Raw genomic sequence first — 26,979 nt, 5'->3', positions numbered from 1 at the left:
TGAGTAGTATAGCACCCATGGAAGCCCTGAGGCTAGAGGGCATCGGCAAGCGCTATGGCCGCAAGCCGGTGCTGGAGGGGGTGAGCTTCTCCGTGGCCCCGGGGGAGGTCTACGCCTTGGCGGGGCCCAACGGCTCGGGCAAGACCACCCTCATCCGCCTGGTCACCGGCCTGGCTTTTCCCACGCAGGGAAGGGCCCTCCTCCTGGGGGAGGACGTGCACAAAAACCCCGCCGCCCGGCGCCACCTGGGGGCGGTGGTGGAGGCTCCAGCCGCCTTCTACCCCTACCTTACCGGGCGGGAGAACCTTAGGATGCAGGCCTATCTGGCAGGGGTCAAAGAGGCCGTCTCCCTGGGCAGGCGGCCGGGGGAGGACCATCTGACCGGGGTCCTGGCCCGGCTGAGGCTCCTCTCGGTAGCCGACCGGAAGGTGGGGAGCTACTCCCTGGGCCAGCGCCAGCGCCTGGGCCTGGCGGCGGCCCTCTTGCACCGCCCCAAGGTCCTGGTCCTGGACGAGCCTACCTCAGGCCTCGACCCCGAGGGGGTGGAGTTGGTTCATGGCCTCCTGCAGGAGCTGGCCCGGGAAGGGGTGGCCGTTCTGCTCTCCACCCATCACCTGCAGGAGGTGAGCCGTTACGCCCACAAGGTGGGCATCCTGGGAGGGGGTAGGCTTCTGGACGAGGTGGTCCTCCCCAGGGGGGAGGCCTACCGCCTCGAGGCCCAGCCCCTGGAAGGGGCCCTGGCCCTCCTCAAGACCCTGCCCCAGGTGGTCTCGGCCCGCCTGCAGGGCGGGGCCATCCTCTTTGAGGGAAACCCGGAGGCGGCCCTACGGGCCCTTCTGGGGGCAGGGTACCGGGTGCGGGCCCTCTACCCCCACCGCTTTGACCTCATGAGCTACTACCAGGAGCGGGTGCGGCATGCTTAGGCTCCTCCTCTTTGAACTCTACAAGCTCTTCCGGCTTCGCTCGGTGGCCTTGGGCCTCCTCTTCGCCTTCCTCCTCCCCTTCCTCTGGGCCCTGGCCCCCGGGCTCAAGGAGGTCTACGGCCTGGTGCTGGCCTCGGGCTGGCAGGTGGTTTCCCTAAGCCTCCTGGCCGGGATGGAGTTCCTCTTCCCCTTCTTGGTGGTCATGGCCGCCAGCGAGTCCTTGGGGAGCGAGGTGGCCCAAGGCACCCTGAAGGGCCTCCTCCTCCGCCCTCTGCCCCGGGCGGCCCTGTTTTTCGCCAAGCTCCTGGCGGCCCTGGTCTACCCCTTCGTCCTCCTTTTGGCAAGCTTCTTGGGCGGCCTCCTGGCTGGGCTTCCCCATGGGCTCGGCCCCTTCTTCGGGGGGACGGGCCTGGGGGCGGGGGGCTTCGCCGGAACAGGGCTTCTCCAGCCGGGAGCGGCCCTGGCCGAGCTCCTTAGGGCTTACCTTCTGGCGGGGGCGGTGCTTCTGCCCCTCGCCTCCTTGGCCCTCCTCTACGGCGCCGTCTTCCTTGCCACCACCGCTAGCGCCCTGGCGGCGGTGGCCACTCTCCTCCTCATGCGTCTCCTGGTGGCCTTCCCCGCCCTAACCCCCTTCCTCCTCACCACCTACCTGGACCTCCACCTGCGGCCGGAAGCCGCAGGCTTGGGGCTTTCCCTCCTCCTCATCTACACCCTGGGCTTCGCCCTCCTGGCGGCCCTCGTCTTTGAGCGCAAGGACCTCTAGGCGAAAGGATAAGGCTCGGGAAGCCCCACGAAACGCCCCCCCTGCACCAGGGGTTCGCCGTCCAAAAGGAGCGCTCCCTCCTCCAGGGAGAGGACCAGGTCCCAGTGCAGGGCGCTCTCGTTCCTACCCCCCGTCTCCGGGTAGCTTCGGCCCAGGGCCAGGTGTACCGTGCCCCCCATTTTCTCGTCCAGGAGGACCAGGCCTGTGGGCTGTTGGAGGCCGTAGTTGGTCCCGATGCCCACCTCCCCGAGCCGCCGGGCCCCGGGGTCGGTGGCGAGGGCCGCGAGGAGGTAGCCCTCTCCCACCTCCGCCCGGGCCTCCACCACCTCGCCCCCCCGGAAGCGGAGGTAAACCCCCTCCACCCGCCTCCCTCCTACGAAGGCGGGGAGGTTGAAGCGCACCTCCCCCTCGGCGCTTTCCTCCAAGGGGCCGGTGAAGACCTCCCCCGAGGGCATGTTCCTCCGCCCATCGGAGTTGATCCAGATCCTTCCCGCCACGGAAAGCCGGAGGTCCGTGCCCGGGGCCAGAAGGCGGAGCTCTTTCCCCTGGGCCAGCCTGGCGATAAGGGCCTCCTGGAAGCGGGCCAGGGCCTGCCAGGCCCCCACGGGATCAGGGCGGTCCAGGAAGAAGGCCCGCTCCAGGTGGGCCCGAAACGCCTCCGTGTCCATCCCCGCTCCCACCGCGTAGCCCACCGTGGGGTAGAGGGTGAGGGCCCAGCGCTTCTTGAGGCGAAGCTCGGCCAAGGGCCGCCAGGCCCGCCGGTGCCTGAGGGTGAGCTCCGGGTCCAAGGAGGCGGCCTCCAGGGGGTTCTCCGCGGAGAGGACTCGGAGGAACTTATCGGCCTTCTGGTAAAGGGCCACCTCAGCCTCCGGGATCTCCTCCAGCCAGCGCCCGGCAAAGCGCAGGAAGTCCCGTGCTTCCCCGGGGTAGCTAAGGCGGAAAAGGGGATAGGCCCCCCGTTGCAGGAGGGTGCGCTTTAGGTGAGGTAAAAGGGGTAGGGCCGGGGTCTCCGCCTCTACCAAGACGGTCTCGCCCTCCTCGGCTTCCAGGCAGTAGCCCGCCAGGAGCTCGGCCAAGCGCGCTTCCACCCTGTTATCATAAGGGCCAAGATGGGAGAACCCAGGATCACGCCCCTGGCCCGGCGGCTCGCAGAGGAGAACGGCATCGACTGGCGTAGGCTTCAGGGCACGGGCCCGGACGGCGCCATCGTGGAGCGGGACATCCTGGCCTACCTGGCCCGGGTGATGGCGGGGGAGGTAGACCTCCCCCCCATGCCGGAAGAGCCCCCGCCCCTGCCGCCTGCAGAGGAACTCAAGCGGGCCCAGGAGGCCCTGGGAAGGGAAGGGGTTGACCTGGCCGACCTTCTGCCCAAGCCTCCCGCCTCCCAGGCGGAGGAGGCCTTGGACCTGGAGCCTGCCCTTTTGGAGGACCTCGAGCTGGAGGAGGAGGCCTTGCTGCTGGCGGAGGAGCTCCCCCCTGAGCCCGCACCCGAACCCTGGCCTTTGGAGGAGGAAGGCTCCCGGGCCCCTTCTCCTCTGGCGGAGGAAATGGAGGCCTTGCTGGCCGAGGAGGGGGTTTCGGAGGCCCCGGGGGCGGAGGGTCCCCCCCGGCCCTTTCCGGAGGAGGAGTGGTCCGAGGAGGACCTCTTCTTGGAGGAGGACCTGGCCGGGAGCCTCTTGCCGCAGCCCTTGGAGGAGGCCTTGTCGGAAGGGGAAGCCCCTTTGGTGGCGGCCCTCCAAAAAGGCTCCTCCGAGCAGGCCCCGGCCGCCTGGGCCACGCCCGTGGCCTTGTGGGTCTGGAGGCGGCGGGTGGACCTTGCGGGCCTCGAGGGGGCCTTGGCGGCCTTTGCCCGGGCCCACGGGGTTCCCGAAACCCCCTTACCCTTCCTGGTCCGGGCCGCGGAGCGGGCCCTGGCCGAGCTGGAACTCCCCCTGAGGCCCCTTCTGGCCCGGGTGGAGGGGGAAGGGGTGCGGGGGCTCAGGCCTAGGGGGGGGTTTTTGGCCCTCTTCGCCCCGGTGGGGGAGGAGGGGGAGGAGGGGCTCCTCTGCTTCGCCGGGGAGGAGGAGGTCCACACCGGCCGCCCGAGCCTTTTCCTCTCCCCGGAAGGGGTCCTCGCCGCCTCCGGCCTCGAGGGACCCGTGGCGCAGAGGCTCCTGGAGCGGGTGGCCCTCTACCTGGAAAACCCGGTCCTCCTGCTGGCCTGACCCTCCACGGGGTAGGGGCTTCCCCTTGGGGCAAGGCCCCTGGGCGGGTATGCTGGGAGCATGGCCCAGCAAGAAACCCGGGATTCCTGGGAGGAGGCCTTGGCCTCTTTGGCCCGCAGCCGCGGGAGCTTGGTGGCGCTCCTTCGGGAAGCCGACCCCGCCTGGCTGGCCGCTCCCTTGGGGGAAGGGGCCTGGACTCCCCTTATGGTGGCGGAACACGTCGCCCTGGTGGAGGAGACCACCGCCCGGGTCCTGAGGCGGCTCAGGCGGATCGCTATGGGGGAAAGCTTACCCCCGGTGCCCTTTGTCCCCGGGGAGGTACGGGAGGGCAGGCCTCAGGCCCCCGAGGCGGTGCGACCCCGAGGGGGTCTGGACCTGGAGCAGGTTTTGCTCCTTTTGGCCAGGGCCCGGGCTTTCCTGCTGGAGGAGGCGGCCCAGGTGCCTCCTCAAGGTTCCGCCACCTTCCCTCACCCCTTTTTCGGGGAGCTTGACGCCCTAGGCTGGGTGCGGGCCGCGGCCCACCACGAGGCCCACCATCTGCGAGCCCTTCAGGGAGCCCGTCCGCCTTCCTGAGCCTCCCGGCAGCGGGCCAGCTAGGCGTCTGGGGCGGCGGGGAAAACGCCCCGGATGGCCTCTTTCCCCTCCGCACACTCCGGGACCACCCCTGCGGTGGGGCTCTCCCCTCCTCCTCGCCACCTCCTCGTCCTTGCAGGCGTCCACGGGGGCAAAGGGGCCGCACCTGGGGAGGCCGTAAAGGCCTACCATATCCCTCCGTGGTGGCAGGGCGGCGTCTTTCCCGGCCTGCGGGGCAGGAGGCGGCAAGGGCCCGGGGGGAAAAGGGGCTTTCCCCAGGGCCTCGCAAAGTCCCCCTTGCGGCCCCAGCCCTAAGCCGTAAGGGGTTGCTCCAAGCAACCGGTCGTGGCCTAGGCTGCGACGGGGTACTTAATACAATGCCTCCATGCGCCTCGCCGACCGCTACCCCGAGGTGGACCTGGAAAGGCTCCTCCAGGGCTTCGCCCCCCCGCCCAGGTTCCGGGAGGCCACCTTCGCCGCCTACCGTCCCGATGCCCGCTACCCTTCCCAGGCGCTGGCCAAGGAGCGCCTCCGGCGCTGGGTGCATGACCGCCCCCGGGGCCTCCTCCGCCCCAGGCTCCCCGGGCCCCAGGGGATCTACCTGGACGGGGGCTTCGGGGTGGGGAAGACCCACCTCCTGGTGGCCGCCTACCTGGAAGCCCCCGGTCCCAAGGCCTTCCTCACCTTCGAGGAGCTCACCTACACCCTGGGCCTCATGGGTTTGAAAGAGGGGGCGAGGCGCTTCGCCTCCTTGCGCTACCTCTTCCTGGACGAGTTCGAGCTGGACGACCCTGGAAACGCCCAGATGATCAGCCACTTCCTGGCCCTCACCATGGAGAGGGGCCTCCGGGTGGCCACCACCTCCAACACCCCGCCCGGGGCCCTGGGGGAGGGGCGCTTCAACGCGGAGCAGTTCCGGCACCAGATCCAGGCCCTGGCCCGCCGCTTTGCCGTGGAGCGCCTCGAGGGGGAGGACTACCGCCACCGCGACCCGGACCGGTTCCCCGAACCCCTTGCCGATGCCCAGCTCCTCGCCCTCTACCGGGAGGACCCCAGGCCCAAAACCCTGGACACCTTTCCCGAGCTCCTGGCCCACCTCCGTGCCCTCCATCCCATCCGCTACCGCTACCTCTTCCAGGGCTTGGAGGCGGTCTACCTGCGGGGGCTAGCCCCCATCCCTGACCAGAACGACGCCCTGCGCTTCGTGCACTTCCTGGACGAGCTTTACAACCAGGGCCTCGCCCTGCGGGCCTCGGGGATGCCCCTGAAGGAGCTTTTTCCCCAGAGTTACCGCCACGGGGCCTTCGCCAAGAAGTACGGCCGGGCCCTTTCCCGGCTTGCGGAGCTTTTGGGGTAGCATGGGGGCATGGAGCTGGCGGAAAGGCTCTCGGAGCTGGCCCAGGCCCTCTCCCAGGCCAGCGCGGCGGTGGGGATCCTCGAGGCCATCGAGGAGGTCCTGGACGAGTACCAGGATGGGGAGCTTTCCCTGGAGGAGGCCATGGAGGAGGTCCAGGGCCTCATCGAGGAGTTCCAGGCGGTGCGGGCCATCTCCCAGATGACCCCGGAGGAGCTCGCCGCCTTGGCGGAAGAGGAGGAAGAGGGGGGGCTCCGTTCCTAGATGAAGGTGGTGGCCGTCGTCCTGGACTCGGTGGGCCTGGGCTACCTGCCCGACGCCCCCCGCTTCGGGGACGAGGGGGCGGACACCCTGGACCACACCGTCTTGAAGACCGGGGTGGCGCTGCCCCACCTGGCGGCCCTGGGCCTCGGTTGGGTGCCCGGGGTCCACACCCTGCCCCGTCCCAAACCCCTGGGCGCCTTCGGGCGTATGCGGGAGGTGAGCCCGGGCAAGGACACCACCACCGGGCACTGGGAGTTCGTGGGGGTATACCTGGACCGTCCCTTTCCCACCTACCCCGAGGGTTTCCCCGAGGAGCTCCTCCGGGCCTGGGCGGAGCGGGTCGGGGTGGGGGGGTGGCTTTTGAACCGTCCCTACTCCGGCACCGAGGCCATCCGGGACTTCGGCGAGGCCCACCTGAAGACCGGCTACCCCATCGTCTACACCTCTGCGGACAGCGTCTTCCAGGTGGCGGCCCACCTGGAGGCGGTGCCCCTGGAGGAACTCTACCGCTTTTGCCAGGTGGCCCGGGAGATGCTAAAGGGGGAACACCGGGTGGCCCGGGTCATCGCCCGGCCCTTCGCCGGGGAGCCCGGCGGCTTCTACCGCCGGGAGGACCTCAGGAAGGACTTCGCCCTGGAACCCCCAAGGAACGTGCTGGACGTGCTCTTGGAGGGGGGCCTCGAGGTGGTGGGGGTGGGGAAGATCCCCGACATTTACGCAGGGCGGGGCTTCACCCGGGAGGTGAAGAGCAAGGACAACGCCGACGGCCTGGAGAAGACCCTGGCCCTCATGGGGGAGCCCTTTTCGGGCTTGGTCTTCGCCAACCTGGTGGACTTCGACGCCAAATACGGCCACCGCCGCGACCCCTTGGGCTACGCTCGGGCCCTTTCCGAAGTGGACGCCTTCCTGCCCAAGCTTCTCTCCGCCTTGGGTCCCGAGGACCACCTCTTCCTGGTCTCCGACCACGGCAACGACCCCACCTTCTTTGGCACCGACCACACGCGGGAGTACGGGATGCTCCTCTGGGTGGGCCCGGGGGTGGAGGGGGACCTGGGCACCCGGGAGAGCTTCGCCGACCTGGGGGCCACCTGGGCCCGGGCCTTTGGCCTGCCCTGGGAAGGCCCCGGAAAGAGCCTCCTCTAGGCCATGCCCTTCCCCTGGCCCCTCTCCTGGCGCGACCTCCTGGACATCCTCCTGGTGGCCGTCCTCTTCTACTACCTGGGGCGGCTCATGGCCGGCACCCGGGCCCTGAACCTGGTCCGGGGGGTTATGGTCTACCTCCTGGTCTGGTTCCTGGCGAGCCTCCTCGGGCTTTCCACCCTGGCCTGGCTCCTGGGCAACGCCGCCACCTTAGGGGCCTTCGCCCTCATCGTGGTCTTCCAGCCCGAGCTCCGGGGGCTTTTGGAGCGCATCGGCCGCGCCCAGGGCCCCCGGGCCCCCTCCTTGGCCCTGGAGGAGCTCCTCCTGGGCCTGGGCCGCCTTGCGGAGAAGCGCTACGGGGCCCTTTTGGCCCTGGAGCGGCGCACCCCTCTGGGGGAGTACGCCGCCACCGGGGAGGTGCTGGAGGCCAGGCTTTCCGCCCGGCTCCTGGAGACGGTCTTCTACCCCGGCACCCCCCTGCACGACGGGGGGGCCATCCTCCGGGGGGATCGCCTCTTCGCCGCGGGGTGCGTTTTTCCCCTCTCCGAGGCCCGCATGGGCCTCGGCACCCGGCACCGGGCGGCCTTGGGGCTCTCCGAGGTCTCGGACGCCCTGGTCCTGGTGGTAAGCGAGGAGACGGGGGCCATCCGGGTGGCCGAGGGGGGGAGGCTTTCCCCCCCCTTGGGCCTGGAGGCCCTGCGCCAGCGGCTTAAGGAGGTGCTGCGTGCGTGAGTGGGGCGGTTTTGTCCTGGCCTTCCTGGCGGCCCTCGCCGTATGGTACTCCCTTCGGGAAAGGGCCCCGGTGGTGGAGCGGGCGGTGAGCGTCCCCCTGCAGGTGGTGGGCCTGGGGGAGGAGCGGACCGCGGAAGGGGTGCCCGAGGAGGTGCTCCTGCGCCTCCGGGGCCCCGCCCCCCTGGTGGAGGGCACCCCGCCCGTCTCCGCCTACCTGGACCTCTCCGGGGCCGAGGGGAGCTTCAGCCGCGAGGTGCGGGTGGCCGTGCCCCAGGGGGTGGAGGTGCTGGAGGTGCGCCCCGCCCGGGTGGAGGGCTGGATCGAGGCCCTCCTGGCCCGTGCCCTGCCGGTGGAGGTCTTCTCCCTTTGGGCCTGGGTCCGGACCGAGCCCGCCTTCGTGGAGGCCCGGGGGCCCCGGAGCCAGGTGGAGCTGGCGGTGACCGCCCTGGGCCTAGACCTGGGGGGGGAGGAGGTGGCCCTCACCCCCTTCGGCGCCCTGGGCCCCCTTCCCGGGGTGGAGCTCTCCCCCGCCCGGGTGCGGGTGGTGGCCCGGGAGGAGGTCCTGTTCCGCCGGGAACTCCCCCTGGTCCTCAGGCCCCCGGAGGGGTTTACCCTTCAGGACTACGCCCCCAGGACGGTGGAGGTGGTGGGGCCCAAGGCGGCCCTGGAGGGCCTGGAGGAGGTGGTGGCCCGGCCCGAGGTGGGCTTCCGCCCCGGGGAGGTGGAAGGCCCCCTCCTCCTGGAACTCCCTCCCGGGGTCCGGCCGGTGGGCCAGGTTTGGGGAAGGGTGCGCCTTGCGCTAGAATAGCTAGGATGATCTACCCCATCCGCCTCTACGGGGACCCGGTCCTGCGCAGGCGGGCCAGGCCGGTGCAGGACTTTTCCGGAATCAAAAGGCTCGCCGAGGACATGCTGGAAACCATGCTCGAGGCCCGGGGCGTGGGCCTGGCCGCGCCCCAGATCGGCATCTCCCAGCGTCTCTTCGTGGCCGTGGAGTACGCGGAGGAGCCCGAGGGGGAGGAGCGCCCCCTCCGCGACCTGGTGCGCCGGGTGCATGTGGTGGTGAACCCGGTGCTCCTCCACCAGGAGGGGGAGGTGGAGGGCCTAGAGGGCTGCCTCTCCCTCCCCGGCCTTTACGCCGAGGAGGTGCCCCGGGCGGAGCGCCTCCGGGTGGAGTACCAGGACGAGGAGGGGAGACCCCGCGTCCTGGAGCTGGAGGGGTACATGGCCAGGGTCTTCCAGCACGAGATCGACCACCTGGACGGCCTCCTCTTCTTCGATCGCCTGCCCAAGGCCAGGCGGGAGGCCTTCCTGGAGGAAAACCGGGCGGAGCTGGCCCGGATACAGAAGGAGGCCAGGGCCCTCCTAAAGGAGCTTTCCCAGGGATGAGGGTGGCCTTTTTCGGCACCCCGGCTTGGGCGGTGCCGGTCCTGGACGCCCTGAACCGCCGCCACCAGGTGGTCCTGGTGGTTACCCAGCCCGACAGGCCCAAGGGCCGGGGTCTGAGGCCGGCCCCTAGCCCGGTGGCGGAGTACGCTTCGGCCCACGGGCTACCCCTTCGGAAGCCCGAACGCCTCAAGGGCAACCGGGAGTTTCTGGAGGCCTTCGAGGCCTCGGCCCCGCAGGTGGCGGTCACCGCCGCCTACGGCAAGATCCTGCCGAAGGAGGTCCTGGAGGTCCCCCCCTGGGGCTTCCTCAACCTCCACCCCTCCCTCCTCCCCAAGTACCGGGGCCCGGCCCCCGTGCAGTGGGCCCTGGTCCGGGGGGAGCGGGAGACGGGGGTAGCCGTCATGAAGACCGAGGAGGGCCTGGACACCGGGCCGCTCTACGCCGTCTACCGTACGGAGATCGGGCCTGACGAGGACGCGGTAGCCCTTTCCGAGCGCCTCCGGGACCGAGGCGTCGAGCTACTCCTGAGGGTGCTGGAAGATCTCCCCCGTCTTACCCCCATCCCCCAGGAGGGGGAACCCTCCTACGCCCCCCTCCTCACCAGGGAGGAGGGGCGCATCCGCTTCGGGGAGAGCGCCCAGGCCATCTACAACCGCCACCGGGGGGTGCAGCCCTGGCCGGGGAGCTACTGCTTCCACGAGGGGAAGCGGGTGAAGGTGCTCCGGATGCGCCCGGAGGCTGGCCAGGGTGAGCCCGGGGTGGTCCTGGGGGTGGACCGGGAGGGGGTCTTGGTGGGGACGGGGGAGGGCCTCATCCGCCTGCTCCTGGTCCAGCCCGAGGGGAGGCGCCCCATGCCCGCTGCCGACTGGGCCCGGGGGTACGGGGTGGGGCCGGGCACCCGGCTGGAATAGGGCTTCTCGGCGGGATTGCTCCTCTTCCCGGGGTGGGGCCCCCGGCGTGGCTTGGGCCACGACGGGGTACCTAGAACTCCTCGTCCCACTCCACGATGGTCTCGCTGGTGAGCCCCGTGGAGGCCCGTTCCTCCCAGCCTCCGGCGGCCACCTCCGCCCCCCGCTCCTTGAGGAGGCCGAACTGGGCGGCGATGCCCCGGAGGCCCGCCCCGGCCAGGGCCACCACCAGGAAGACCGTGAGCCCCCAGGCCAGGTAGGGCACCAGGGCCTGGGCGATGGAGAGGTTGGCGAGGGCGGCCAGGAGGGGCAGGCCGCCGTGCTCCGCCAGGACGGAACCCAGGTAGGAGAGCCCCTCCGCCAGGATGGGGAGGACCAGAAAGAGGAAGGCCAGGCCCAGGAGGTTCCAGTAGACGTTGCGGCCGCCGAAGGTCAGGCGGATCAGGTAAAGGGGAAAGAAGGCCAAGGCGGCGGCCAGGAGGAAGAAGACCGCCCGGGGTAGCCCTAGGGTCAGGAGCTGCACCTGCACCTGCAGGGCGTGCCAAAGCCCCTGGGTGTTGCCGAAAAGCCGCTCCTCGATCTCCTGCATCTCCCCCAGGAGGACCGCCAGGTCCACGGTGCGCAGGCCCAGGGCTCCCTCGGTGCGCAGGAACAGGCGGTCGGCCCGCTCGGCCAGCTCGGGCGCGTAGGTGCGGGCCACGGGCTGGATGAGGAGGCGGTACTGCTCGTGGGCGTAGCGCAGCTGGGTGCGGGCCCAGGCGGGGTCCCCGCTTTGCACATGGAGGAGGGCGATGGCTAAGCTGCTGCGGACCTCGTTGACCACCCCTAGCCAGTCCACCACGCTGGGGATGGCCAGGCGCTGCAGGGCGAGCCCCAGCTCCAGGGCCACCTCCTCCGGTAGGGGCAGGAAGCCGATCTCCTCCCGCAGCGCTGGGGTGAGGAGGGCCTCGGCCTCAGGGCCCGAGGGAGGAGCGCCAGGGGGCGGGGTCCTGGGCGTCACGGTGGGCGGGGCCGGGGTCGGCGCCTGGGCCCGGGGGGCCGGGGGGGCTGGCACCCCTGGGGCTTGCAGGAGGGCGGTGCGCCAGGCCAGGACCCTTTCCCGCAGCTCCCGTACCTCCGGGCGGAACTCCTCCCCGGCGGAGATCCGCGCGAGGGCCCGGACGAACTCCTGGGCCCTCAAGGGGCTTTGCGGGCTGTCCTGGACCACCAGGTAGCGGGCGTAGGCCCGGGCCAGGGCCAGGTAGGCCTCCGGGCGGGAGGCGGCGCCGAGGGTCCGGTTCAGGTCCTGGGCCAAAAGCTGCAGGTAGCGGGCCTCCAGCCTGCGCCGGGCCTCTTCCGGAGGGAGGCCCCGGACCTCGGCCACGGCCTCCTGGGGCAGGTCCGTGGCCCGGGCCAGCCTGGCGAGCAGGGCCTCCCCTTCCGCACCCTGGGCCTGGAGGTAGCCGTCGTACAGGGCCTTGCCCACCAGGTGGCGCACCAGGAAGAGGCGGGCCTCCAGGTCCGCTGAACTCCGCCTCAGGGCGGCCTGCCGGGCCTCCTGCAGGTTGGCCAGGGCGGCGTCCCGGATCACCGGGGGCAGCCCCTCCCCCTGGCGCAGCACCCCCTGGGCCCGGTCCAGGGCGGCCAGGGTACGGCTGGGGTCTTCGGGGCGCACTTGCCTGAGGGCCTCCTCCAGGCCGTCGTAGAGGGTCGCGAGGGGCGCGGCCAGGGCGGAAAGGCCGAAGGCCAGAACCAGGGCAAGCCATCCTCTCATTCCCCCACCTCCGCTGGGGCAACCAGCCTCTTCAGGGCTTGTAGAAGCTGCCCGAGGTTGCTTTCCTTACGGGCTACAAGGGCCACATACCCTCGGGCCAGGGGCCTCAAGGCCACCACCTTCCCCTCCAGGAGGGCGTAGAACACCCCGTACCCCTGGCGCTGCAGGAGGAGGTGGACCGGATCCAGGGGCACCGGCTCCCCGGCGAAGCGCTCCTCCCTACCTCCCCCGGCCGCCACCGCCACCCCCACTACCCCTTCCAGCCGGGCAAGCCTTCCCGCCAGGGCCTGCCGGGCTGCGGGGTCTTCCAGGTCCACCACCTCGGGGAGGCCCTCCTCCCCTTCCGGCCCCTCCCTTGCCTCGGGCTCGGGGGGGGTGAGGCGCTTGAGCTCCCGCACCAGGTCCCTGAGCTCCGGGGGCATCTCCCGAAAAGGGAGGAGGCGGGCGAGCTCGGGCCAGAGGGTCTCCTCGATAACCCTGGCCCAGGCCTCGGGGGTGCGGGGGGGTTCCTCCCCGGCTGCCCGCCGCACCAGGCTTTCCGCGGCCTTGGGGGAGACATAGCGGCTTAAGATCTGCAACAGGCTTTCCTCCATAGGGACGCACACCGAGGGGCTTGTCAATCCGCCCCTCAGAGTGTACCATAACCTCTGCCCGAGGGATCGGGCGCCCGCCGCTGGGGTGTCGTCTAACGGCAGGACAGCGGACTCTGGATCCGCCGGTCGTGGTTCGAGTCCACGCACCCCAGCCAAACTCTGGCCCCATCGACTAGCGGTTAGGTCACCGCCCTTTCAAGGCGGCGGCGGGGGTTCGAATCCCCCTGGGGTCACCAGGAGCAGTCCGAGCCGCCCACGGCCCCATCGTCTAGAGGCCTAGGACACGGCCCTCTCAAGGCCGAGACGGGGGTTCGAATCCCCCTGGGGTCACCAGAAGCGGCTCGGATTGCCCTTCCGTCCCTTGACTTCTCCCGCCCCTTGGCCCAGACTGGAGGGGCCAGATACCCCCTCTGGGTATGAGGGTGGTAGTCTGGGAAGTGGGAGGCGCTCATGGAGTTCACCCTTACCGGGCTTGCGGGAAAAGGCGAGGGGGAAGAGGCCTACGATGTGGTCATCCTCGGGGGGGGGCCCGCGGGCCTCACCGCGGGGATCTACGTGGGCCGGGCCCAGCTCAAGGCGGTCATCGTAGAAAAGGGCCTCCCCGGGGGGCAGATCGCCCAGACGGAGGAGGTGGAGAACTACCCCGGCTTCCCCGAGGGTATCTCTGGGCCGGAGCTAGCCCGCCGCATGGTGCAGCAGGCGGAGAAGTTCGGGGCAAGGATCGTGATGGACGAGGTCCTGGGCCTGGAACGGGCCGGGGAAGGCTTTTTGGTGCGGGGCTTTGAGCGCACCTACCGGGCCCGGGCGGTGATCATCGCCACCGGGGCCAACCCCCGGAGGCTTGGGGTGCCCGGGGAGGAGAGGTTCTACGGCCGGGGGGTTTCCACCTGCGCCACCTGCGACGGCTTCTTTTACCGGGATAAGGAGGTGGTGGTGGTGGGCGGGGGGGACGCGGCGGTGGAGGAGGGGCTTTTCCTCACCAAGTTTGCCCGCAAGGTCACCCTGGTCCACCGCCGGGACGAGCTAAGGGCCAACAAAGTGGCCCAGGCCCGGGCCTTCCAGAACCCCAAGATGCACTTCCTCTTCTCCCACATCGTCACCGAGGTTCTGGGGGAGGACCAGGTGACGGGGGTGCGCCTTAAGAACCTGAAGACCGGGGAGGAGTTCGTTTACCCCACGGACGGAGTCTTCGTCTTCATCGGCCACGAGCCCAACACCGCCTTCCTCCAGGGGGTGGTGGAGCTCCGGCCCGACGGCTACATCGCCGTGCGGGAGGAGGTCTTCACCTCGGTGCCCGGCGTCTTCGCCGCCGGGGATGTGGCCGATCCCATCTACCGCCAGCTCACCACCAGCGTGGGGGCGGGCACCCGGGCGGCCATGATGGCCGAGCGCTACCTGGCGGAGGCCCACGAGGCGGTGAGGGGCTGAGGACCGGGGCCGTGCAGGGGATGAAGGGGCCTGCCCTCGTCCTCCTCGCCCTCCTCACCGGCCTCCTTCCCTGGGGCCTGGCCCAGACCCTCTACCTGCCCCTGGACGACCGCCCCCCAAACTGGGCCCCCTGCGCTTGGGGCCTCGTCCTCTGCCCCCCCAAGGCGGCCTACCGGGGGCCGGAGGGGGCGGATCTGCCCGGCCTCCGGGCCTGGCTTCTTGCCACCCCCGGGGAGAGGCTGGTGGCCAGCCTGGACGCCCTGGCCTACGGGGGGCTTTTGCCAAGCCGCCACCTCCCCCTCTCTCCCGAGGACGCCCTGGCCCGCCTCGGCCCCCTCCTCTCCTGGAGGGTGCGCCACCGGGGGGAGCTCCTCCTCTTCGGGGTGGTCCCCCGCTGGGACGCCACCCGGCGGGGGCGGAACCTGGAGGTCCTCGGGCGCCTCGCCCCCTGGGCCTCCCTGGCTGGGGTCTATCTGGAAGCCGTCTGGGACGATGCCGTGCGCGGCTCCCCCGCCCCCCAGGAGGCCCGGGCCCTGCCCTACCCGAGCCGCCCGGGGGCGGACGAGGCGGGGCAGGTCCTCCTCCTCCGTGCCCTTTCCCCTGGGCTCCGGGTGGCGCTGGTCTACGAGGGGGAGGGGCTGGCGGACCGCGTCACCCCCTATGAGGGCCTCCCTTTGCGGGAGACGGTGGCGGGGCTTTTGGGAAGCGCCGGGGCGCAGGAGGTGGCCCTGGCCGAAGGGCCGGACCTGGTCCTCTACGCCTACGGGGGGCAGGACCCCCGGGGGGCCCTTCTGGACCTCCTCCACCTCATGGGCCGTTACCCCGTGGCCCTAGCCGACCTCTCCCGGGTGAACCGGGGGGATCCCCGGCTCATGGCCTACCTCCAGGCCCTGGGGCTCTACGGGCGCCTTTTCGCCTACGCCAGCTGGGGCACCCCGGCTAACAACCTGGGGAGCGCCCTGGCCCAGGGGGGGCTTGCCCTGGGGGACCGGGGAGGCCGTCGGGAGCGGCTTGCCGAGGCCTACTTCCACTACTGGTGGGGCGAGGTGGGCCGGCCCTTTGTGCGGGCCCACTTCCCCGAGCCCCTGCCGGAGGAGGCCCGGGGGGTGGCCGCCCTCTGGAGGGCCCCGGAGCTGGACGGGCACCGGGTGGCCCTACGGGGGCTGGAGTTTCCCTGGGGGCGGTCCTTCGAGGCCCGGGGGCGCCTGCAGCTGGTCCCGGGGGACCGCCCTGTGCGTCTGGTAGAGTAGGGGCCGTTATGGCCTCCGGCAGGGCGGAGCTCGGGCGTCTGCGGGCCCTGGCCCAGGCCTGGCGCCTGCTGGCTCCCCTGGAGCGGCCGGAGGAGGTCTACCACCAGGTGGTGGCCACCGCCAAGGCCCACACCCGGGCGGTCTCCACCCTCTTCTTCCGTTACCTCCCCGAGGAGGAGGCCCTGGTGCTGGTGGCCGCCGAGGGGATGGCCCGGGACATGGTGGGCTTCCGCCTGGGGCGGGGGCGGGGGGTTTCTTGGCAGGTGCTGCAGGGGAGAGAACCCCTCTTCCTGGCGGACGCGAGCCGGGAGCCGAGGGCGGTCTTCCTCTCCGGCCAGCCCTGCCCCGGGGCCTACCTGGGGGTGGCGGTGCGCGACCCGGAGGGGCGGCCCCTGGGGGTCCTCTCCATGGACACCGCCGGGGGGGTGGGGGAGATCCTTCCCGAGGAGGGGTTCTGGATCCAGGCCCTGGCGGAGGCCGCCGGGGTGGTCCTGGCCCGCATCGCTGCCCTGGAGCAGGCCCGTAAGGAGGCGGCTCGGGCCCGGGCCCTCCTTGAGCTCTCCCTGGCCCTGGAAGGCGCCCGGGAGCCCTTCTCCATGGCCCGGGAGGCCCTGGAGACCCTCCTCCGCCTCACCCCCTACCATGGGGGAGCCCTCTACCTCCTCCGCTCGGGGACCGTCCGCCCAGCGGTCTTCTGCGGCCGTTACCCCCCGGGCTTCCCTGGGCTTTACCAGGAGCACCCCATCCGCCCAGGGGAGGGGCTTTTGGGCCACCCCCGGCTGTGGCAAGGGCCGGTGTACGTGGAGGACTACGCCCGCTTCCCTGGCGCCCTCAGGCCCTACGCGGAAAGCGGCCTCACCTCAGCCCTCCTGGTGCCCTTGAGGCCCGGGGGGCGGCGCTTTGGGGTCCTGGCCCTGGGATCCTTTGGGGAGCGGGTTCCCTACCACCCCGAGGACCTGACCGTCTTGCGCCTGGTGGCCGGGCGCCTGGAGGAGGCCCTGGAGCGGCTTTTCCACCTCCGCGCCCTCAGAGCCACTCGGGAGGCGGCCCTCAAAGCCCTGGCCCGGGTCCTGGAGTACCGCGACCTGGAGACCCGGGGGCACACGGAGCGGGTGGCGGAGCTCTCCTTGCGCCTGGGGATGGTCCTGGGGTTTCCCGACCTCGAGGGCCTGCGCCTGGGGGCCTACTTCCACGACCTGGGTAAGCTGGCCCTGCCGGACGAGATCCTGCGCAAGCCCGCGGCGCTTTCCACGGGGGAGTGGCGGGCGGTGAAGACCCACCCCGAGGTGGGCCTGGAGATCCTGAAGAGCCTGCCCTTCCTCCCCCGGGCGGCCCTCAACGTGGTCCTTTACCACCACGAGCGCTGGGACGGCTCGGGCTACCCCAGGGGGCTAAGAGGGGAGGAGATCCCTTTGGAGGCCCGCATCTTCGCCGTGGTGGACGTGTACGACGCCCTCCTTTCCGAGCGCCCCTACAAGCGGGCCTGGACCCGCGAGGAGGCCAAGAGAGAGCTCAGGGACCAGGCGGGAAGGGGCCTGGATCCGAAGGCGGTGGAAGCCCTTTTGGACCTGATCGGGGAGGGGGGCTAGGAATCCCCTATACCCCATCGCCCCCAAACCGAAGCCGCGCTCGCCTTTTCGGCGAGCGCCCCCCGCCCTGACGAGGTCAGGGTGGGGTGGTTTTACTCCACGGTCACGCTCTTGGCCAGGTTCCGGGGCTGGTCCACGTCCCGCCCCAGGAGGACGGCGATCTCGTAGGCCAGAAGCTGCAGGGGTACCACGCTCACGATGGGGGCGAGGAGGGGGTGGACCTCGGGCAGGTAGACCACGTCCTGGGCCACCTTGGGCAGCTCCTCATCCCCTTCCGTGGCGATGGCGATCACCCTCCCCCCCCGGGCCCGCACCTCCTGGATGTTGGCGAGGGTCTTCTCGTAAAGGGGGCCTTTTGTGGCCAGGACCACCACGGGGAGCCGCTCGTCGATGAGGGCGATGGGCCCGTGCTTCATCTCCCCCGCGGGGTAGGCCTCCGCGTGGATGTAGCTGATCTCCTTGAGCTTCAAGGCCCCCTCGTAGGCGGTGGGGGCCTGCACGTGCCGCCCCAGGAAGAGGAAGTCCTGGGTCTGGTGGTACTTCTCGGCGATGTGGGCGATGAGGGGCCGCCTTTCCAGCACTTCCTCCACCAGGCGGGGGAGCTTGCGCATCTCCTGGAGAAGCTCCCGGGCCACCTCCTTGGAGAGGGTGCCCCGGGCCCGGCCGAAGCGCACCGCCAGCAGGACCATGGCCGCCAGCATGGCGGTGTAGGCTTTGGTGGAGGCCACCCCGATCTCGGGGCCCGCGTGGATGTAGAGGACGTCCTCCACCTCCCGGGTGAGGCTGCTGCCCTTGGCGTTGATGACCCCTAAGGTGCGGGCCCCCTTGCGCCTGGCCTCCCGGATCCCTTCCAGGGTGTCGATGGTCTCCCCGGACTGGCTGATGGCGATGGCCAGGGTCCTCGCGTCCACCACGGGATCCCGGTAGCGGTACTCGCTGGCCACGTCCCACTCCGTGGGGATGCGGGCCAGGGCCTCCAGGAGGTACTTCCCGTACCAGCCCGCGTAAGCCGCGGTGCCGCAGGCGATCAGGTGGACCCTTGCCACCTCCTTGGGGTCCAGGGCAAGCCCCAGGTCCACGTCCCCTTCCTCCTCCCGGAGGCGGCCCCCCAGGGTGTTCTCCAGCACCCAGGGCTGCTCGTAGATCTCCTTGAGCATGTAGTGGGGGAAGCCGCCCTTCTCCGCGGCCTCGAGGCTCCAGTCGATCTCCACCACCTCCCGCTTCAGGGGCTGGCCCCCGAGGTCGATCACCTCCACCCCCTCCCGGGTGATGCGGGCCAGGTCCCCGTCGTGGAGGAAGACGACCCGCCGGGTGTAGGGCAGGAGGGCGGGGACATCCGAGGCCAGGAAGTTCTCCCCTTCGCCCAGGCCGACCACCAGGGGGCTCACCGTGCGCGCGGCCACGATCTCCTCGTGGGCCCCGTGGGCCACCACCACCGCGTAGGCCCCCCGCACCTCCTTGAGAGCCTCCCGCAGGGCCTGGAGGAGATCTCCCCGGTACCGTTCCTCCACCAGATGGGCCAGCACCTCGCTGTCCGTCTCCGAGCGGAAGCGGTGGCCCCGGGCCAGGAGGGCCTCCTTGAGCTCCAGGTAGTTCTCGATGATGCCGTTGTGGATCACGGCGATCCGGCCGTCCTCCGTGGTGTGGGGATGGGCGTTGGGATCGGTAGGGGCCCCGTGGGTGGCCCAGCGGGTGTGGCCGATGCCCAAAGACCCCTCCAGGTGCTCCTCCTTGAGGGCACCCTCCAGGGCAGAAAGCTTCCCCGAGCGCTTCACCACCTTAAGGCCCACCGGGGTCCTCACCGCCACCCCGGCGGAGTCGTACCCCCGGTACTCCAGCCGCCTCAGCCCGTCGATGAGCACATCCGTGGCGTTGCGAAAGCCCACATACCCGACGATTCCGCACATGTCCTCTCCCGAAGGAGCCCCCATGGGCTCCAAACCCAGTCTCCTTTTGACGCCCTGCCCTCAGGTTGTCCCCCGCGGGGCTTTCCCTTCGGGCGCTTCTCAGGCGGGCGGGGCGGGCACACCCCGGGCGGCATCCGCGGATCCCTTCGACCTTTCCCGGCCCAGGCCGGTTATCCCCACGCGGGGTCCGCCACCTCGTCAGGCCCCCTTGGGGCCCCCTGCGCTTCCCGCCATCCCTTCCCGACCACCTTCCCTCCTCCCACCCCCTCGGGGGGAGTATAGCAGAGGTCCCCCAGGGGCTATCGGGGGGCCGGCCTGGCCTTGGTTGACAAGGGGTAGGGAAAAGGGTAGAATTTATTTTGGAAGATTTTTCATGTGCTTTCGGACATGGCGCCTTGCGATGACCGCGAATCTCGGTTTGGGAGGTGAATGGTTATGCGGAGGTTGGCCTGTTTTCTCGTGGCGGCCCTGGGCTTGGGCTTCGCCCAGACGTTGACCGTGGTGGGCCCCTGGTCGGGGTCCGAGGCGGAGGAGTTCCTCCCCGTCTTGCGGGCCTTCCAGCAGCAGACGGGTATCCGGGTGGAGTATCAGGTTCGGCGGGCGGAGGACCTGGCCCAGATCCTCCCCGCCCAGTTCGCCGCCCGGCGCACCGTGGGGGATGTGATCTTCATGTGGAGCTGGTGGATCGGGCAGAACGCCCGGCACGCCGAGGACCTCCGCGTTCAGGCCCAGGGGGTGCCCTTCCTGCTGGACACGGTGCGGGACGGGGAGCGGGTGGTGGGGCTCCCCTACGTGATGTTCGCCAAGCCGGGCTTCTGGTACCGGCGCTCCTTCTTCCAGAGGCACGGCCTCTCCGAACCCCGGAGCTGGGAGGAGTTCGTGGCCCTGCTGGACAGGATCCGCGCCCTCCCCGGGGTCAGGGCCCCCATCGCCTCGGGCAACGGGGTGGGCTGGCCCCTTTCCGATGTGGTGGAGCACTTCCTGGCCACCTACGGCGGTCCGGAGATGAACCTGGCCCTGATGGGGGGCCGCCTACGCTGGCAGGATCCCCGGGTGCGCCAGGTCTTCGCCCAGCGCCTCATCCCCCTCCTGGAGCGCCGGCACTTTAGCGACCCCATCGAGTGGACCCAGGCCCTGCAGCTCTGGTGGCGGGGGGATTATGGCCTCTTCTTCATGGGCAACTGGATCACCGGCATGGTGGAGGACCCCGCCGATCTGGGCGTCTTCCCCCTTCCCGGGGCCCGGGCGGTGGTGGGGGGAGCGGACTACCTCTTCGTGCCCAGCTACTCCCCCAATGCCGAGGCGGCCAAGCGCCTGGTGGCCTTCCTGGTGAGCCGGGAGGGGGTGGAGCTGCGCGTGCGCCAGGGGGGCAAGCTCTCCATGCGGGCCGATGTGGGGCCGGCCTCCTATCCCCCCGCCGAGCAGGCCCTGGCCCGAGCCCTGGCGGGCCTGAGGATCATCCCCGACCTGGACGACACCGTGGGTGGGGCCTGGCAGCAGGCCTTCTGGGACCAGCTCAAGCTCCTCTGGGTGCGCCCCGGGGCCCTGGACGATGTCCTCAGGACCCTGGACGACCGGATGCCCCGGCGGTAGGGGGCCCTGGGGCTCCCCCTCAGGCCTGGCAGGGCCTGGGGGAGCCCCTTGCGGAGGGAGACTGTGGGGCGCCAAGAGACCCTTCCTGCTCTCCTCTTCATCCTTCCCGCCCTGGTCCTGATCGGCGTCTTCATCCTCTGGCCCGCCCTGGAGACCCTGCGCCTGGCCTTCCTGGGCCCCCAGGGCTTCGCGGGCCTGGCCAACTTCCGGGAGGTCCTGGGGAGCCCGGACACCTTTAACCCGGGGCGGTTTCCGGGAAGCCCCCCTCCCTGGGGCTCCCTGGTCCACAACGCCCTCTGGATCCTCATCCACCTGCCCCTCACCGTCCTCCTGGGCCTCTTCCTGGCCGTGCTCTTCTCCCGCCTCAAGGGCTGGTGGGTGAGCCTCCTGCGGCTGGCCATCTTCCTGGGGATGGTCACCCCCCTGGTGGTGGGGGGGGTCCTGATCCGCTTCCTCTTTGACCAGAACGCGGGCCTGGTCCCCCAGGTCCTCGGCCTCCTCGGCCTGGGCGCTCCCTGGGACCGCACCTGGACCGCCTACCCCGAGACCGCCCTTCTGGCCCTCATCCTGGGCTCGGTGTGGCTTTGGACGGGGTTTAGCATGGTCCTGCACGCCGCGGGGCTTTCCACCATCGACCCCGAGCTTTACGAGGCGGCGGAGATCGACGGGGCCACGGCCTGGCACCAGTTCTGGTTTATCACCCTGCCCCTCCTGTGGCCGGTCACCATGGTGGTCATCGCCCTCACCCTGCTTTGGGAGCTGAAGATCTTCGACATCGTCTTCGTGGCCACCCAGGGGGGCCCCGGAGGGGCCTCCTTGGTGCTGGCCCTGCAGATGTACCTCTACGCCTTCCGGGACCTGGACTTCCACCGGGCGGCGGCCACCGCCACCCTGCTCACCCTGGTCAGCCTGCCCATCGGCCTCTGGTTCGCCCGGCGCAGCCTGGGGGGAGGGAGGTAGGCCGTGCGGCGCAGGCAACGCAGCGCCTTTCTCCTCGGCCTCCTGGCCTTCCTGGTGGGCCTGGTCTGGCTCGTCCCCTTCCTGGGGGTGCTGATGTCGGCCCTAAGGCCCCAGGTGGAGATCCTGGACGGCTGGTGGCGGTTTCCTGGCACCTTTTCCCTGGACAACTTCGCGGGCGCCCTGAACCACCCCACCGCCCCCCTGGCTCTGGGCATGCGCAACTCCCTGCAGGTGGCCCTGCCCGCCACCCTCATCCCCCTTCTGGTGGGGGCCCTGGCCGCCTACAGCCTGGTCCGCTTCCGCCTGCCCTTCCGGGGGACGGTGCTCATGGCGGCGGCCCTCCTCCTGGCCGTGCCCCAGCAGATGGTGGCCGTGCCCCTCTTCCAGCTCCTGAACCGCCTGGACCTCCTGGACACCTACACTGGCCTGGTCCTGGTCCACAGCGCCTGGGGCCTGCCCTGGATCCTCCTCTTCCTGCGGGGCTACCTGGAGACCCTGCCCAAGGAACTGGAGGAGGCCGCCTGGGTGGATGGGGCCAACCGCTACCAGATCTTCTTCCGCATCGTTCTGCCCCTCATGTTCCCCGCCCTGGCCTCCGTGGGAGCCCTGCAGTTTAACTGGGTGTGGAACGACTTCTTCCTGGCCCTGATCCTCATCTTCAGCCCGGAGAAGATGGTGGCCACCCAGATGATCCCCTACCTCCGGGGCCAGTTCCTGGTGGACTGGGGCCTCCTCTCCGCGGGGACCATCCTCACCATGCTGGCCCCGATCCTGGTCTTCCTCCTCCTGCAGCGCTACTACATCCAGGGGCTGATCGGGGGGGCGGCCAAGTAGCCCCCGGGCTAGGCCCCTCCCAGGACCCTGCCCACCAGCGCCATGGCGGCCTCGAGGACCTCCTTTAGGTGCCCTTCTCCCTGGAAGCTTTCCGCGTACACCTTGGCCACGTCCTCGGTGCCGCTGGGCCGGGCGGCGAACCAGGCGCTGGCCGTGACCACCTTGACCCCTCCCAGGGGCTCCCCGTTTCCCGGGGCGTGGGTGAGGACCTGGAGGATGGGTTCCCCGGCGAGCTCCCGCTCCTTTACCTCCTCCGGGGAGAGGTGGGCGAGCCTGGCCTTGGCCTCGGGGGGGATGGGCAGGTCCAGGCGGGCGTAGTGGGGGCGGCCCAGGGCCTGGGCCAGCCCCTCGTAGAGCTCGTCGGGGGCCTTTCCCTGCTTGGCCAGGATCTCCGCCGCCAGGAGGCCCAGCAGGAGGCCGTCTTTGTCGGTGGCGAAGGGCCTGCCGTCGAAGCGGAGGAAGCTCGCCCCCGCGCTTTCCTCCCCGCCGAAGCCGAGCCAGCCCCCCAGGAGCCCCTCCACGAAGTACTTGAAGCCCACCGGGGTCTCGTAGACCTCCCGGCCCAGGGCCCGGGCCACCCGGTCCAGGAAGGCGCTGGTGACCGCGGTCTTGCCCACCTTGGCCCCCGGCCAGGCGCGGGTGGTGTAAAGGTGGTGGACGGCGGCCGCCAGGTAGTGGTTGGGGTTCATGAGGCCCCGCCGGGTGACGATCCCGTGGCGGTCGGCGTCGGGGTCGTTGCCGACGGCCAGGTCGTAGCGGTCCTTGAGGGCGAGAAGCCCCGCCATGGCGTGGGGGCTGGAGCAGTCCATGCGGATTCTGCCGTCGTGGTCCTTGGGCATGAAGCGGAAGGTGGGATCCAGGGTGGGGTTCACCACCTCCAGGTTCAGGCGGTGGTGCTCCGCCAGGCGCTCCCAGACCCTCAGGCTCGCCCCGCCCAGGGGGTCCACGCCAAGGCGCAACCCGGAAGCCCGGATGGCCTCCAGGTCCACCGCCTCCGCCACCTTCTCCGCGTAGAGCCCGGCATAGTCGAAGGCCCGGGCCCGCCCCAAGGCCTCCCGCAGGGGGAGGCGCCGCACCCCCTTGAGCCCTTCCTTCAGGAGGGCGTTGGCCCGCTCCTCGATGGCCCGGGTGACCCGGGTGTCCGCCGGGCCCCCCGTGGGGGGGTTGTACTTGAAGCCCCCGTCCTCCGGGGGGTTGTGGCTGGGGGTGAGGAGGACGCCGTCGGCCTTGGCCTCGTGGCGGGCGTTGTGTTCCAGGATGGCCAGGGAAACCAGGGGGGTGGGGGTGTAGCCCTCCTCCAGCTCGATGCGCACCTCGAGGCCGTTGGCGGCGAAGACGGAAAGCGCCGTGGCCCAGGCGGGCTCAGAAAGGGCGTGGGTGTCCTTGCCGAGGAAAAGGGGCCCCGTGGCCCCGAAGGAGGCCCGGAGGTCGGCGATCGCCTGGGCGATGGCCAGGACATGGGCCTCGGTGAAGGTCCCCTTGAGGCTCGTGCCCCGGTGGCCGCTGGTGCCGAAGGCCACCCTCCGGTGGGGGTCTTCCGGGTCAGGGCGTTCCTCGTAGTAGAGGGTGAGGAGCCGGGGGAGGTCCATACCCCCATCTTAAGGGGGGCGGGGAGGCCCCTAGGCCTCCCCGGGAGCACGGTGGGGCGCTTTAGGGTGTAGCGGGGGCCTCTTCCGCCGGCGCCTCCTCGGGCGCCTCCTCCCTCGGGGGGGCCAGCTCCGCCAGCACCTGGCCCAGGCGGTTTTCCACCTCGGCCCCCTCCCTCAGCTCCCGGATCAGGGCCTCGGCCTTTTCCTGGCGCTTCCTGGCCACCACCAGCTCCTTGGCCTCCTCCAGGCTTTCCCCCAGGGGGCGCACCAACTCGGGCTGGCGGTTGCGGATCAGGAGGACCATATAGGTCCCGTCCTCCAGCTTGAGCACTTCCGTCACCTCCCCCAGGGGGCCTTCGGGGAAGGCCTCCCGCACCCGGAAGACCAGCTGGTCCAGGATGACGGGGAGCTGCCCGGGGCGCACGGTGCCGTACTCCGTGGCCGTGCCCTCCTGGGCCCGGGCCAGGCCCTGGAGATCCCGGCTCCGCAAGGCCCCCTCCCGGAAGGCCCGGGCCTTGGCCTCCTCCCGGAAGCTCACCCCCACCACCTCGGCGCTGGCGGGCACGGTGAAGAAGGCGGGGTTTTCCGCGTAGAAGCGGCGGGCCTCCTCCTCGGTGGCGGTGAGGTCCTGGGTCCGGTAGAGGAGGTAGGCCTCGGCGATCTCGTCCCGGCTGCCTATGAAGGGCAGGCCGCTGGCCCGGGCTGCCTCCACCAGGAGCTCCCGCTCGATGAGGTCCTCCAGGGCCTGGGGCAGGAAGAACTGCACCGCCAGCTCCCCCAGGCCTTGCTGGATCAGGAGGGCGGTCTGGGGGTTGCCGAAGACCGGCTGGAGCACCTGGGTGAGGCGGATCTCCCGCTCCCCCACCCGGGCCACGGTGGGGTTCTGGTAAGCGTAGGGGCTCCCCTCGGCGAAGCGCACCTGGGCCCTTTGCCGGAGCTCCTCCAGGTAGGCCTCCAGGGCTGCATCTCCCTTGGCCGCCTGGGCGTCCCGCTCCACCCGCTCCCGGATCTCCTCAAAGTCGGACACCCTGGGGGGCAGGTACTCCTCCACCCGCACCAGGTAGAACCGCCCCCCGGCCTCCAGGGGTCCCACCAGGCCGGGCCCCCGGAGGGCGAAGACCGCCTGGGCCACCGGTTCGGGGAAGACCACCCGGCTCACCGGCCGGGGTTCCCTCTCCCCGGGCCCAGCTCCCAGGGCCCCGTCCCCCTCTGCCCCCACCCGGGAGTGCTCCCGGGCCAGGAGGGCGAAGTCCTCCCCGGCCCGGGCCCGGGCGAGGAGTTCCTCCGCCAGCCCCCTTTCGTCCACCACGATCTGCCGCGCCCGCACCCGGGGCTCGGTGCGGTAGTCCTCCCGGTGCACCTCGTAGTAGAAGCGCACCTCCTCGGGGGTGGGCCGGGCGGCGGAGCGGATCTGCTCCAGGCGCTTTTGGATCTGCAGCTGGTGGCGGATCTCCGCCCGCAGCTGGGCGTCGGTGAAACCGATCTGGTTCAGGAACATCTCGTAGGCCCGCTTCTCCCGCAGGCCGAACTGCTCACGGATGCGGTCCACCTCCCGCCGCACCTCGGCGCCCCCCACCCGCACCCGGGCCGCGTCCTGCTTGAGGGCTTCGGTGAGGATCACCTGCTCCAAGAAGTGGGTGTCCACCAGGGTCCGGAGAAGCCCCTGGGGGCTTGCGGCGTAGAGGGGATCCCCTCCCTGGAGCCGCAGGAGGTCCAGCTCGTGGACCGCCTGGCCGTTCACCCAGAGGATCGGCTGGCCCCGGGCCTGCTGCCCCGCCTGGGGGGTGAAGAGGAGGATGGCCCCCACGGCGAAGGCCAGGGCGAGAAAGCCGAAGAGGAAGGTGATGAACCGCTTGCTCAAGCCAAACACTTGACCGCCTCCTCCTTTGCGTGCTACCATGCTTCCCGCTGAGTGCGCCCGTAGCTCAGCTGGAGAGAGCGTCGGCCTCCGGAGCCGAAGGTCAGAGGTTCGAGTCCTCTCGGGCGCGCCATTTTCCTTTTGGTACCCCGGAAGGCCCTGGGTACGAGGGGATTCTAGCACACTCTTCCTGAGAACTGGGTTTAGCATGGGGGGGTGCTGCCCCTTTTGGCCTGGCTGCACGCGGCCAACGACCTCTTCTCCAACTTCCTCACCCCCCTCTTGCCCAAGCTCATGGCCCACTTCGGGGTGGGCTTGGGTACGGTGGGGCTTCTGGTTTCGGTCTACTCCCTCACCGGTAGCCTCCTTCAGCCCCTGGCCGGCCTCATCGCCGACCGCGCCGACCGCAGGCTGCTCGCTGCCCTAGGGCCGGTGCTGGTGGCCCTGGGGATGGGTTCTTTGGGCCTCTGGCCCCGGTTTGAGGTACTCCTTTTGGTGCTCGCCTTGGCGGGCCTGGGCTCAGCCCTCTTCCACGCCTCGGGGGCCAGCCTGGTGGGGGAGCTGGCCCCTAAGGACCGGCGGGGGTTCTGGCTTTCCTTCTTTGGCTCGGCGGGGTACCTGGGCCTCTCCCTGGGCCCCATCGTGGCCCTCTTCGCCGTGGGGGCCTGGGGCCTTGCGGGCCTGATCTGGCTCACCCCCCTGGCCCTCCTGCCCGCCCTCCTCCTCTTCCGGCTGCCCCCCGTCCGGCGCCAGGGGCGGCCTGCGGGCTTCGGGGACTTCCTCCGGGTCTTCCGGGGGGATGTGGCCCGGCTTTGGGGCATGGCTACCCTGAGGAGCCTGGTCTTCATGAGCTTCGCCACCACCCTGCCCTACTGGTTCGCCCAGAAGGGCCTCCCCGACGCTTACACCGCCTTCAGCCTCTCCGTCTACAGCTTTTCCGCCACCCTGGGGGCTTTTCTGGGAGGAACCCTCTCCGACCGGCTGGGCCGCAAGGCGGTGCTGGTGGGGACCCTGGCCTTCGGGCTTCCCCTCTACCTGGCCCTCCTCCTCCTCCCCCCGGGGGGCCTGGCCTACCTCCTCCTCCTGGCGGTCACCGGGGCCTTGATGAACGCCGGCATCCCCGTGGCCGTGGCCCTGGCCCAGGAGCTGGAGCCGGGGCAGACGGCCACGGTCTCGGGGCTGCTCATGGGCTTCACCTGGGGGTTTGCCGGGCTCCTCTACGCCCCCATCGGCCACCTGGTGGAGGCCTACGGGGTGATGCCCGTGTTGCTGAGCCTGGGGGTCCTGATCCTGCCCGCCTGGGCCCTGGCCCGCTCCGTGGGGGAGCCCAGGCCCCGGGAGGCCTGAACGCCCGGGCGCCCCCCGGGGGAGAGGG

Annotated in this window: 24 protein-coding genes and 4 tRNA genes; 22 read left to right on the top strand and 6 right to left on the bottom strand. The window is 70.8% G+C overall.

Going from position 1 to position 26,979, the window contains the following annotated elements; all coding sequences use genetic code 11:
* Positions 1-17: 17 nt before the first annotated feature.
* Positions 18-923, top strand: coding sequence for an ABC transporter ATP-binding protein (locus ETP66_RS09070; protein WP_130842316.1), 906 nt, complete (start codon positions 18-20; stop codon positions 921-923).
* A complete protein-coding gene (locus tag ETP66_RS09065; RefSeq protein ID WP_130842315.1) occupies positions 916-1,686 on the top strand; it encodes a DUF2705 family protein in 771 nt (256 codons plus the stop codon). Before ETP66_RS09070 ends, ETP66_RS09065 begins: the two co-directional genes overlap by 8 nt.
* Here the strand turns inward: ETP66_RS09065 and ETP66_RS09060 are convergent.
* The gene (locus tag ETP66_RS09060) at positions 1,683-2,774 is read right to left on the bottom strand and encodes an aminopeptidase (protein WP_130842314.1); all 1,092 of its coding nucleotides are present in this window, start codon (positions 2,772-2,774) and stop codon (positions 1,683-1,685) included. The two genes, ETP66_RS09065 and ETP66_RS09060, sit on opposite strands and share 4 nt — an antisense overlap.
* Positions 2,775-2,795: 21 nt before the next feature.
* Between ETP66_RS09060 and ETP66_RS09055 the strand changes: the two genes are divergently transcribed.
* From ETP66_RS09055 to fmt, 9 genes are all read left to right on the top strand, one after another.
* On the top strand, positions 2,796-3,890 hold the full coding sequence (locus ETP66_RS09055; protein WP_130842313.1) for an E3 binding domain-containing protein: 1,095 nt from the start codon (positions 2,796-2,798) through the stop codon (positions 3,888-3,890).
* Positions 3,891-3,950: 60 nt separating this feature from the next.
* Positions 3,951-4,463 carry a DinB family protein gene (locus ETP66_RS09050; protein WP_130842312.1) on the top strand — a complete coding sequence of 171 codons (513 nt, stop codon included), beginning with the start codon at positions 3,951-3,953 and terminating at the stop codon, positions 4,461-4,463.
* Positions 4,464-4,848: 385 nt separating this feature from the next.
* The gene (gene zapE, locus ETP66_RS09045) at positions 4,849-5,820 is read left to right on the top strand and encodes a cell division protein ZapE (protein WP_130842311.1); all 972 of its coding nucleotides are present in this window, start codon (positions 4,849-4,851) and stop codon (positions 5,818-5,820) included.
* A 9-nt stretch (positions 5,821-5,829) separates the two neighbouring features.
* The gene (locus ETP66_RS09040) at positions 5,830-6,081 is read left to right on the top strand and encodes a hypothetical protein (protein ID WP_130842310.1); all 252 of its coding nucleotides are present in this window, start codon (positions 5,830-5,832) and stop codon (positions 6,079-6,081) included.
* Positions 6,082-7,224, top strand: coding sequence for a phosphopentomutase (locus ETP66_RS09035; protein WP_130842309.1), 1,143 nt, complete (start codon positions 6,082-6,084; stop codon positions 7,222-7,224).
* A gap of 3 nt (positions 7,225-7,227) precedes the next feature.
* Entirely contained in the window at positions 7,228-7,953 is a 726-nt protein-coding gene (gene cdaA, locus ETP66_RS09030; RefSeq protein WP_130842308.1) for a diadenylate cyclase CdaA, read from the top strand.
* Positions 7,946-8,761, top strand: coding sequence for a CdaR family protein (locus tag ETP66_RS09025; RefSeq protein WP_130842307.1), 816 nt, complete (start codon positions 7,946-7,948; stop codon positions 8,759-8,761). Before cdaA ends, ETP66_RS09025 begins: the two co-directional genes overlap by 8 nt.
* A 5-nt stretch (positions 8,762-8,766) precedes the next feature.
* Positions 8,767-9,342 carry a peptide deformylase gene (gene def / locus ETP66_RS09020; RefSeq protein WP_130842306.1) on the top strand — a complete coding sequence of 192 codons (576 nt, stop codon included), beginning with the start codon at positions 8,767-8,769 and terminating at the stop codon, positions 9,340-9,342.
* Entirely contained in the window at positions 9,339-10,253 is a 915-nt protein-coding gene (gene fmt, locus ETP66_RS09015; protein ID WP_130842305.1) for a methionyl-tRNA formyltransferase, read from the top strand. Before def ends, fmt begins: the two co-directional genes overlap by 4 nt.
* Before the next feature lie 70 nt (positions 10,254-10,323).
* Here fmt and ETP66_RS09010 read toward each other — a convergent pair whose 3' ends face one another.
* Positions 10,324-12,003: a hypothetical protein gene (locus ETP66_RS09010; RefSeq protein ID WP_130842304.1), complete on the bottom strand. Its 1,680-nt coding sequence runs from the start codon at positions 12,001-12,003 to the stop codon at positions 10,324-10,326.
* Positions 12,000-12,596, bottom strand: a complete 597-nt coding sequence (locus tag ETP66_RS09005; protein ID WP_130842303.1) for a hypothetical protein — start codon at positions 12,594-12,596, stop codon at positions 12,000-12,002. Before ETP66_RS09005 ends, ETP66_RS09010 begins: the two co-directional genes overlap by 4 nt.
* An 81-nt stretch (positions 12,597-12,677) precedes the next feature.
* On the opposite strand from ETP66_RS09005, the gene ETP66_RS09000 reads away from it, so the two are divergent.
* From ETP66_RS09000 to ETP66_RS08975, 6 genes are all read left to right on the top strand, one after another.
* Positions 12,678-12,751: transfer RNA gene (locus ETP66_RS09000), tRNA-Gln, on the top strand.
* 6 nt (positions 12,752-12,757) lie between these two features.
* Positions 12,758-12,832, top strand: a tRNA-Glu gene (locus tag ETP66_RS08995).
* Positions 12,833-12,853: 21 nt separating this feature from the next.
* A tRNA-Glu gene (locus ETP66_RS08990) sits at positions 12,854-12,929 on the top strand.
* A 117-nt stretch (positions 12,930-13,046) separates the two neighbouring features.
* Positions 13,047-14,024 (top strand): thioredoxin-disulfide reductase, encoded by a 978-nt coding sequence (gene trxB, locus ETP66_RS08985; protein WP_130842302.1) that lies wholly within the window; start codon positions 13,047-13,049, stop codon positions 14,022-14,024.
* Positions 14,025-14,044: 20 nt separating this feature from the next.
* Positions 14,045-15,274, top strand: coding sequence for a DUF4127 family protein (locus ETP66_RS08980; protein ID WP_130842301.1), 1,230 nt, complete (start codon positions 14,045-14,047; stop codon positions 15,272-15,274).
* An 8-nt stretch (positions 15,275-15,282) separates the two neighbouring features.
* A complete protein-coding gene (locus tag ETP66_RS08975) occupies positions 15,283-16,863 on the top strand; it encodes an HD domain-containing phosphohydrolase (RefSeq protein WP_130842300.1) in 1,581 nt (526 codons plus the stop codon).
* A 92-nt stretch (positions 16,864-16,955) separates the two neighbouring features.
* Here the strand turns inward: ETP66_RS08975 and glmS are convergent, their stop codons facing one another.
* Positions 16,956-18,770, bottom strand: a complete 1,815-nt coding sequence (glmS, locus tag ETP66_RS08970) for a glutamine--fructose-6-phosphate transaminase (isomerizing) (RefSeq protein WP_130842299.1) — start codon at positions 18,768-18,770, stop codon at positions 16,956-16,958.
* A 435-nt stretch (positions 18,771-19,205) separates the two neighbouring features.
* Here glmS and ETP66_RS08965 point away from each other — a divergent pair, with 435 nt between their 5' ends.
* From ETP66_RS08965 to ETP66_RS08955, 3 genes are read left to right on the top strand one after another with little or no spacing between them, the layout of a single operon-like run.
* On the top strand, positions 19,206-20,363 hold the full coding sequence (locus tag ETP66_RS08965; protein WP_130842298.1) for an ABC transporter substrate-binding protein: 1,158 nt from the start codon (positions 19,206-19,208) through the stop codon (positions 20,361-20,363).
* A gap of 48 nt (positions 20,364-20,411) precedes the next feature.
* Positions 20,412-21,323 carry a carbohydrate ABC transporter permease gene (locus tag ETP66_RS08960; RefSeq protein WP_236630182.1) on the top strand — a complete coding sequence of 304 codons (912 nt, stop codon included), beginning with the start codon at positions 20,412-20,414 and terminating at the stop codon, positions 21,321-21,323.
* A gap of 3 nt (positions 21,324-21,326) precedes the next feature.
* Positions 21,327-22,157, top strand: coding sequence for a carbohydrate ABC transporter permease (locus tag ETP66_RS08955; RefSeq protein ID WP_130842296.1), 831 nt, complete (start codon positions 21,327-21,329; stop codon positions 22,155-22,157).
* An 8-nt stretch (positions 22,158-22,165) separates the two neighbouring features.
* Here the strand turns inward: ETP66_RS08955 and ETP66_RS08950 are convergent, their stop codons facing one another.
* On the bottom strand, positions 22,166-23,746 hold the full coding sequence (locus ETP66_RS08950; protein ID WP_130842295.1) for a phosphohexomutase domain-containing protein: 1,581 nt from the start codon (positions 23,744-23,746) through the stop codon (positions 22,166-22,168).
* A gap of 61 nt (positions 23,747-23,807) precedes the next feature.
* Entirely contained in the window at positions 23,808-25,616 is a 1,809-nt protein-coding gene (locus tag ETP66_RS12430) for a peptidylprolyl isomerase (RefSeq protein WP_161569076.1), read from the bottom strand.
* A gap of 44 nt (positions 25,617-25,660) precedes the next feature.
* Between ETP66_RS12430 and ETP66_RS08940 the strand changes: the two genes are divergently transcribed.
* Positions 25,661-25,737 (top strand) — tRNA-Arg (locus ETP66_RS08940).
* Positions 25,738-25,820: 83 nt separating this feature from the next.
* Positions 25,821-26,951, top strand: a complete 1,131-nt coding sequence (locus ETP66_RS08935; protein WP_130842293.1) for an MFS transporter — start codon at positions 25,821-25,823, stop codon at positions 26,949-26,951.
* Positions 26,952-26,979: the final 28 nt, after the last annotated feature.

It is taken from the genome of Thermus thermamylovorans (assembly GCF_004307015.1).
Taxonomy (GTDB): domain Bacteria; phylum Deinococcota; class Deinococci; order Deinococcales; family Thermaceae; genus Thermus; species Thermus thermamylovorans.
This window is presented reverse-complemented; position numbering and strand designations above follow the sequence as displayed.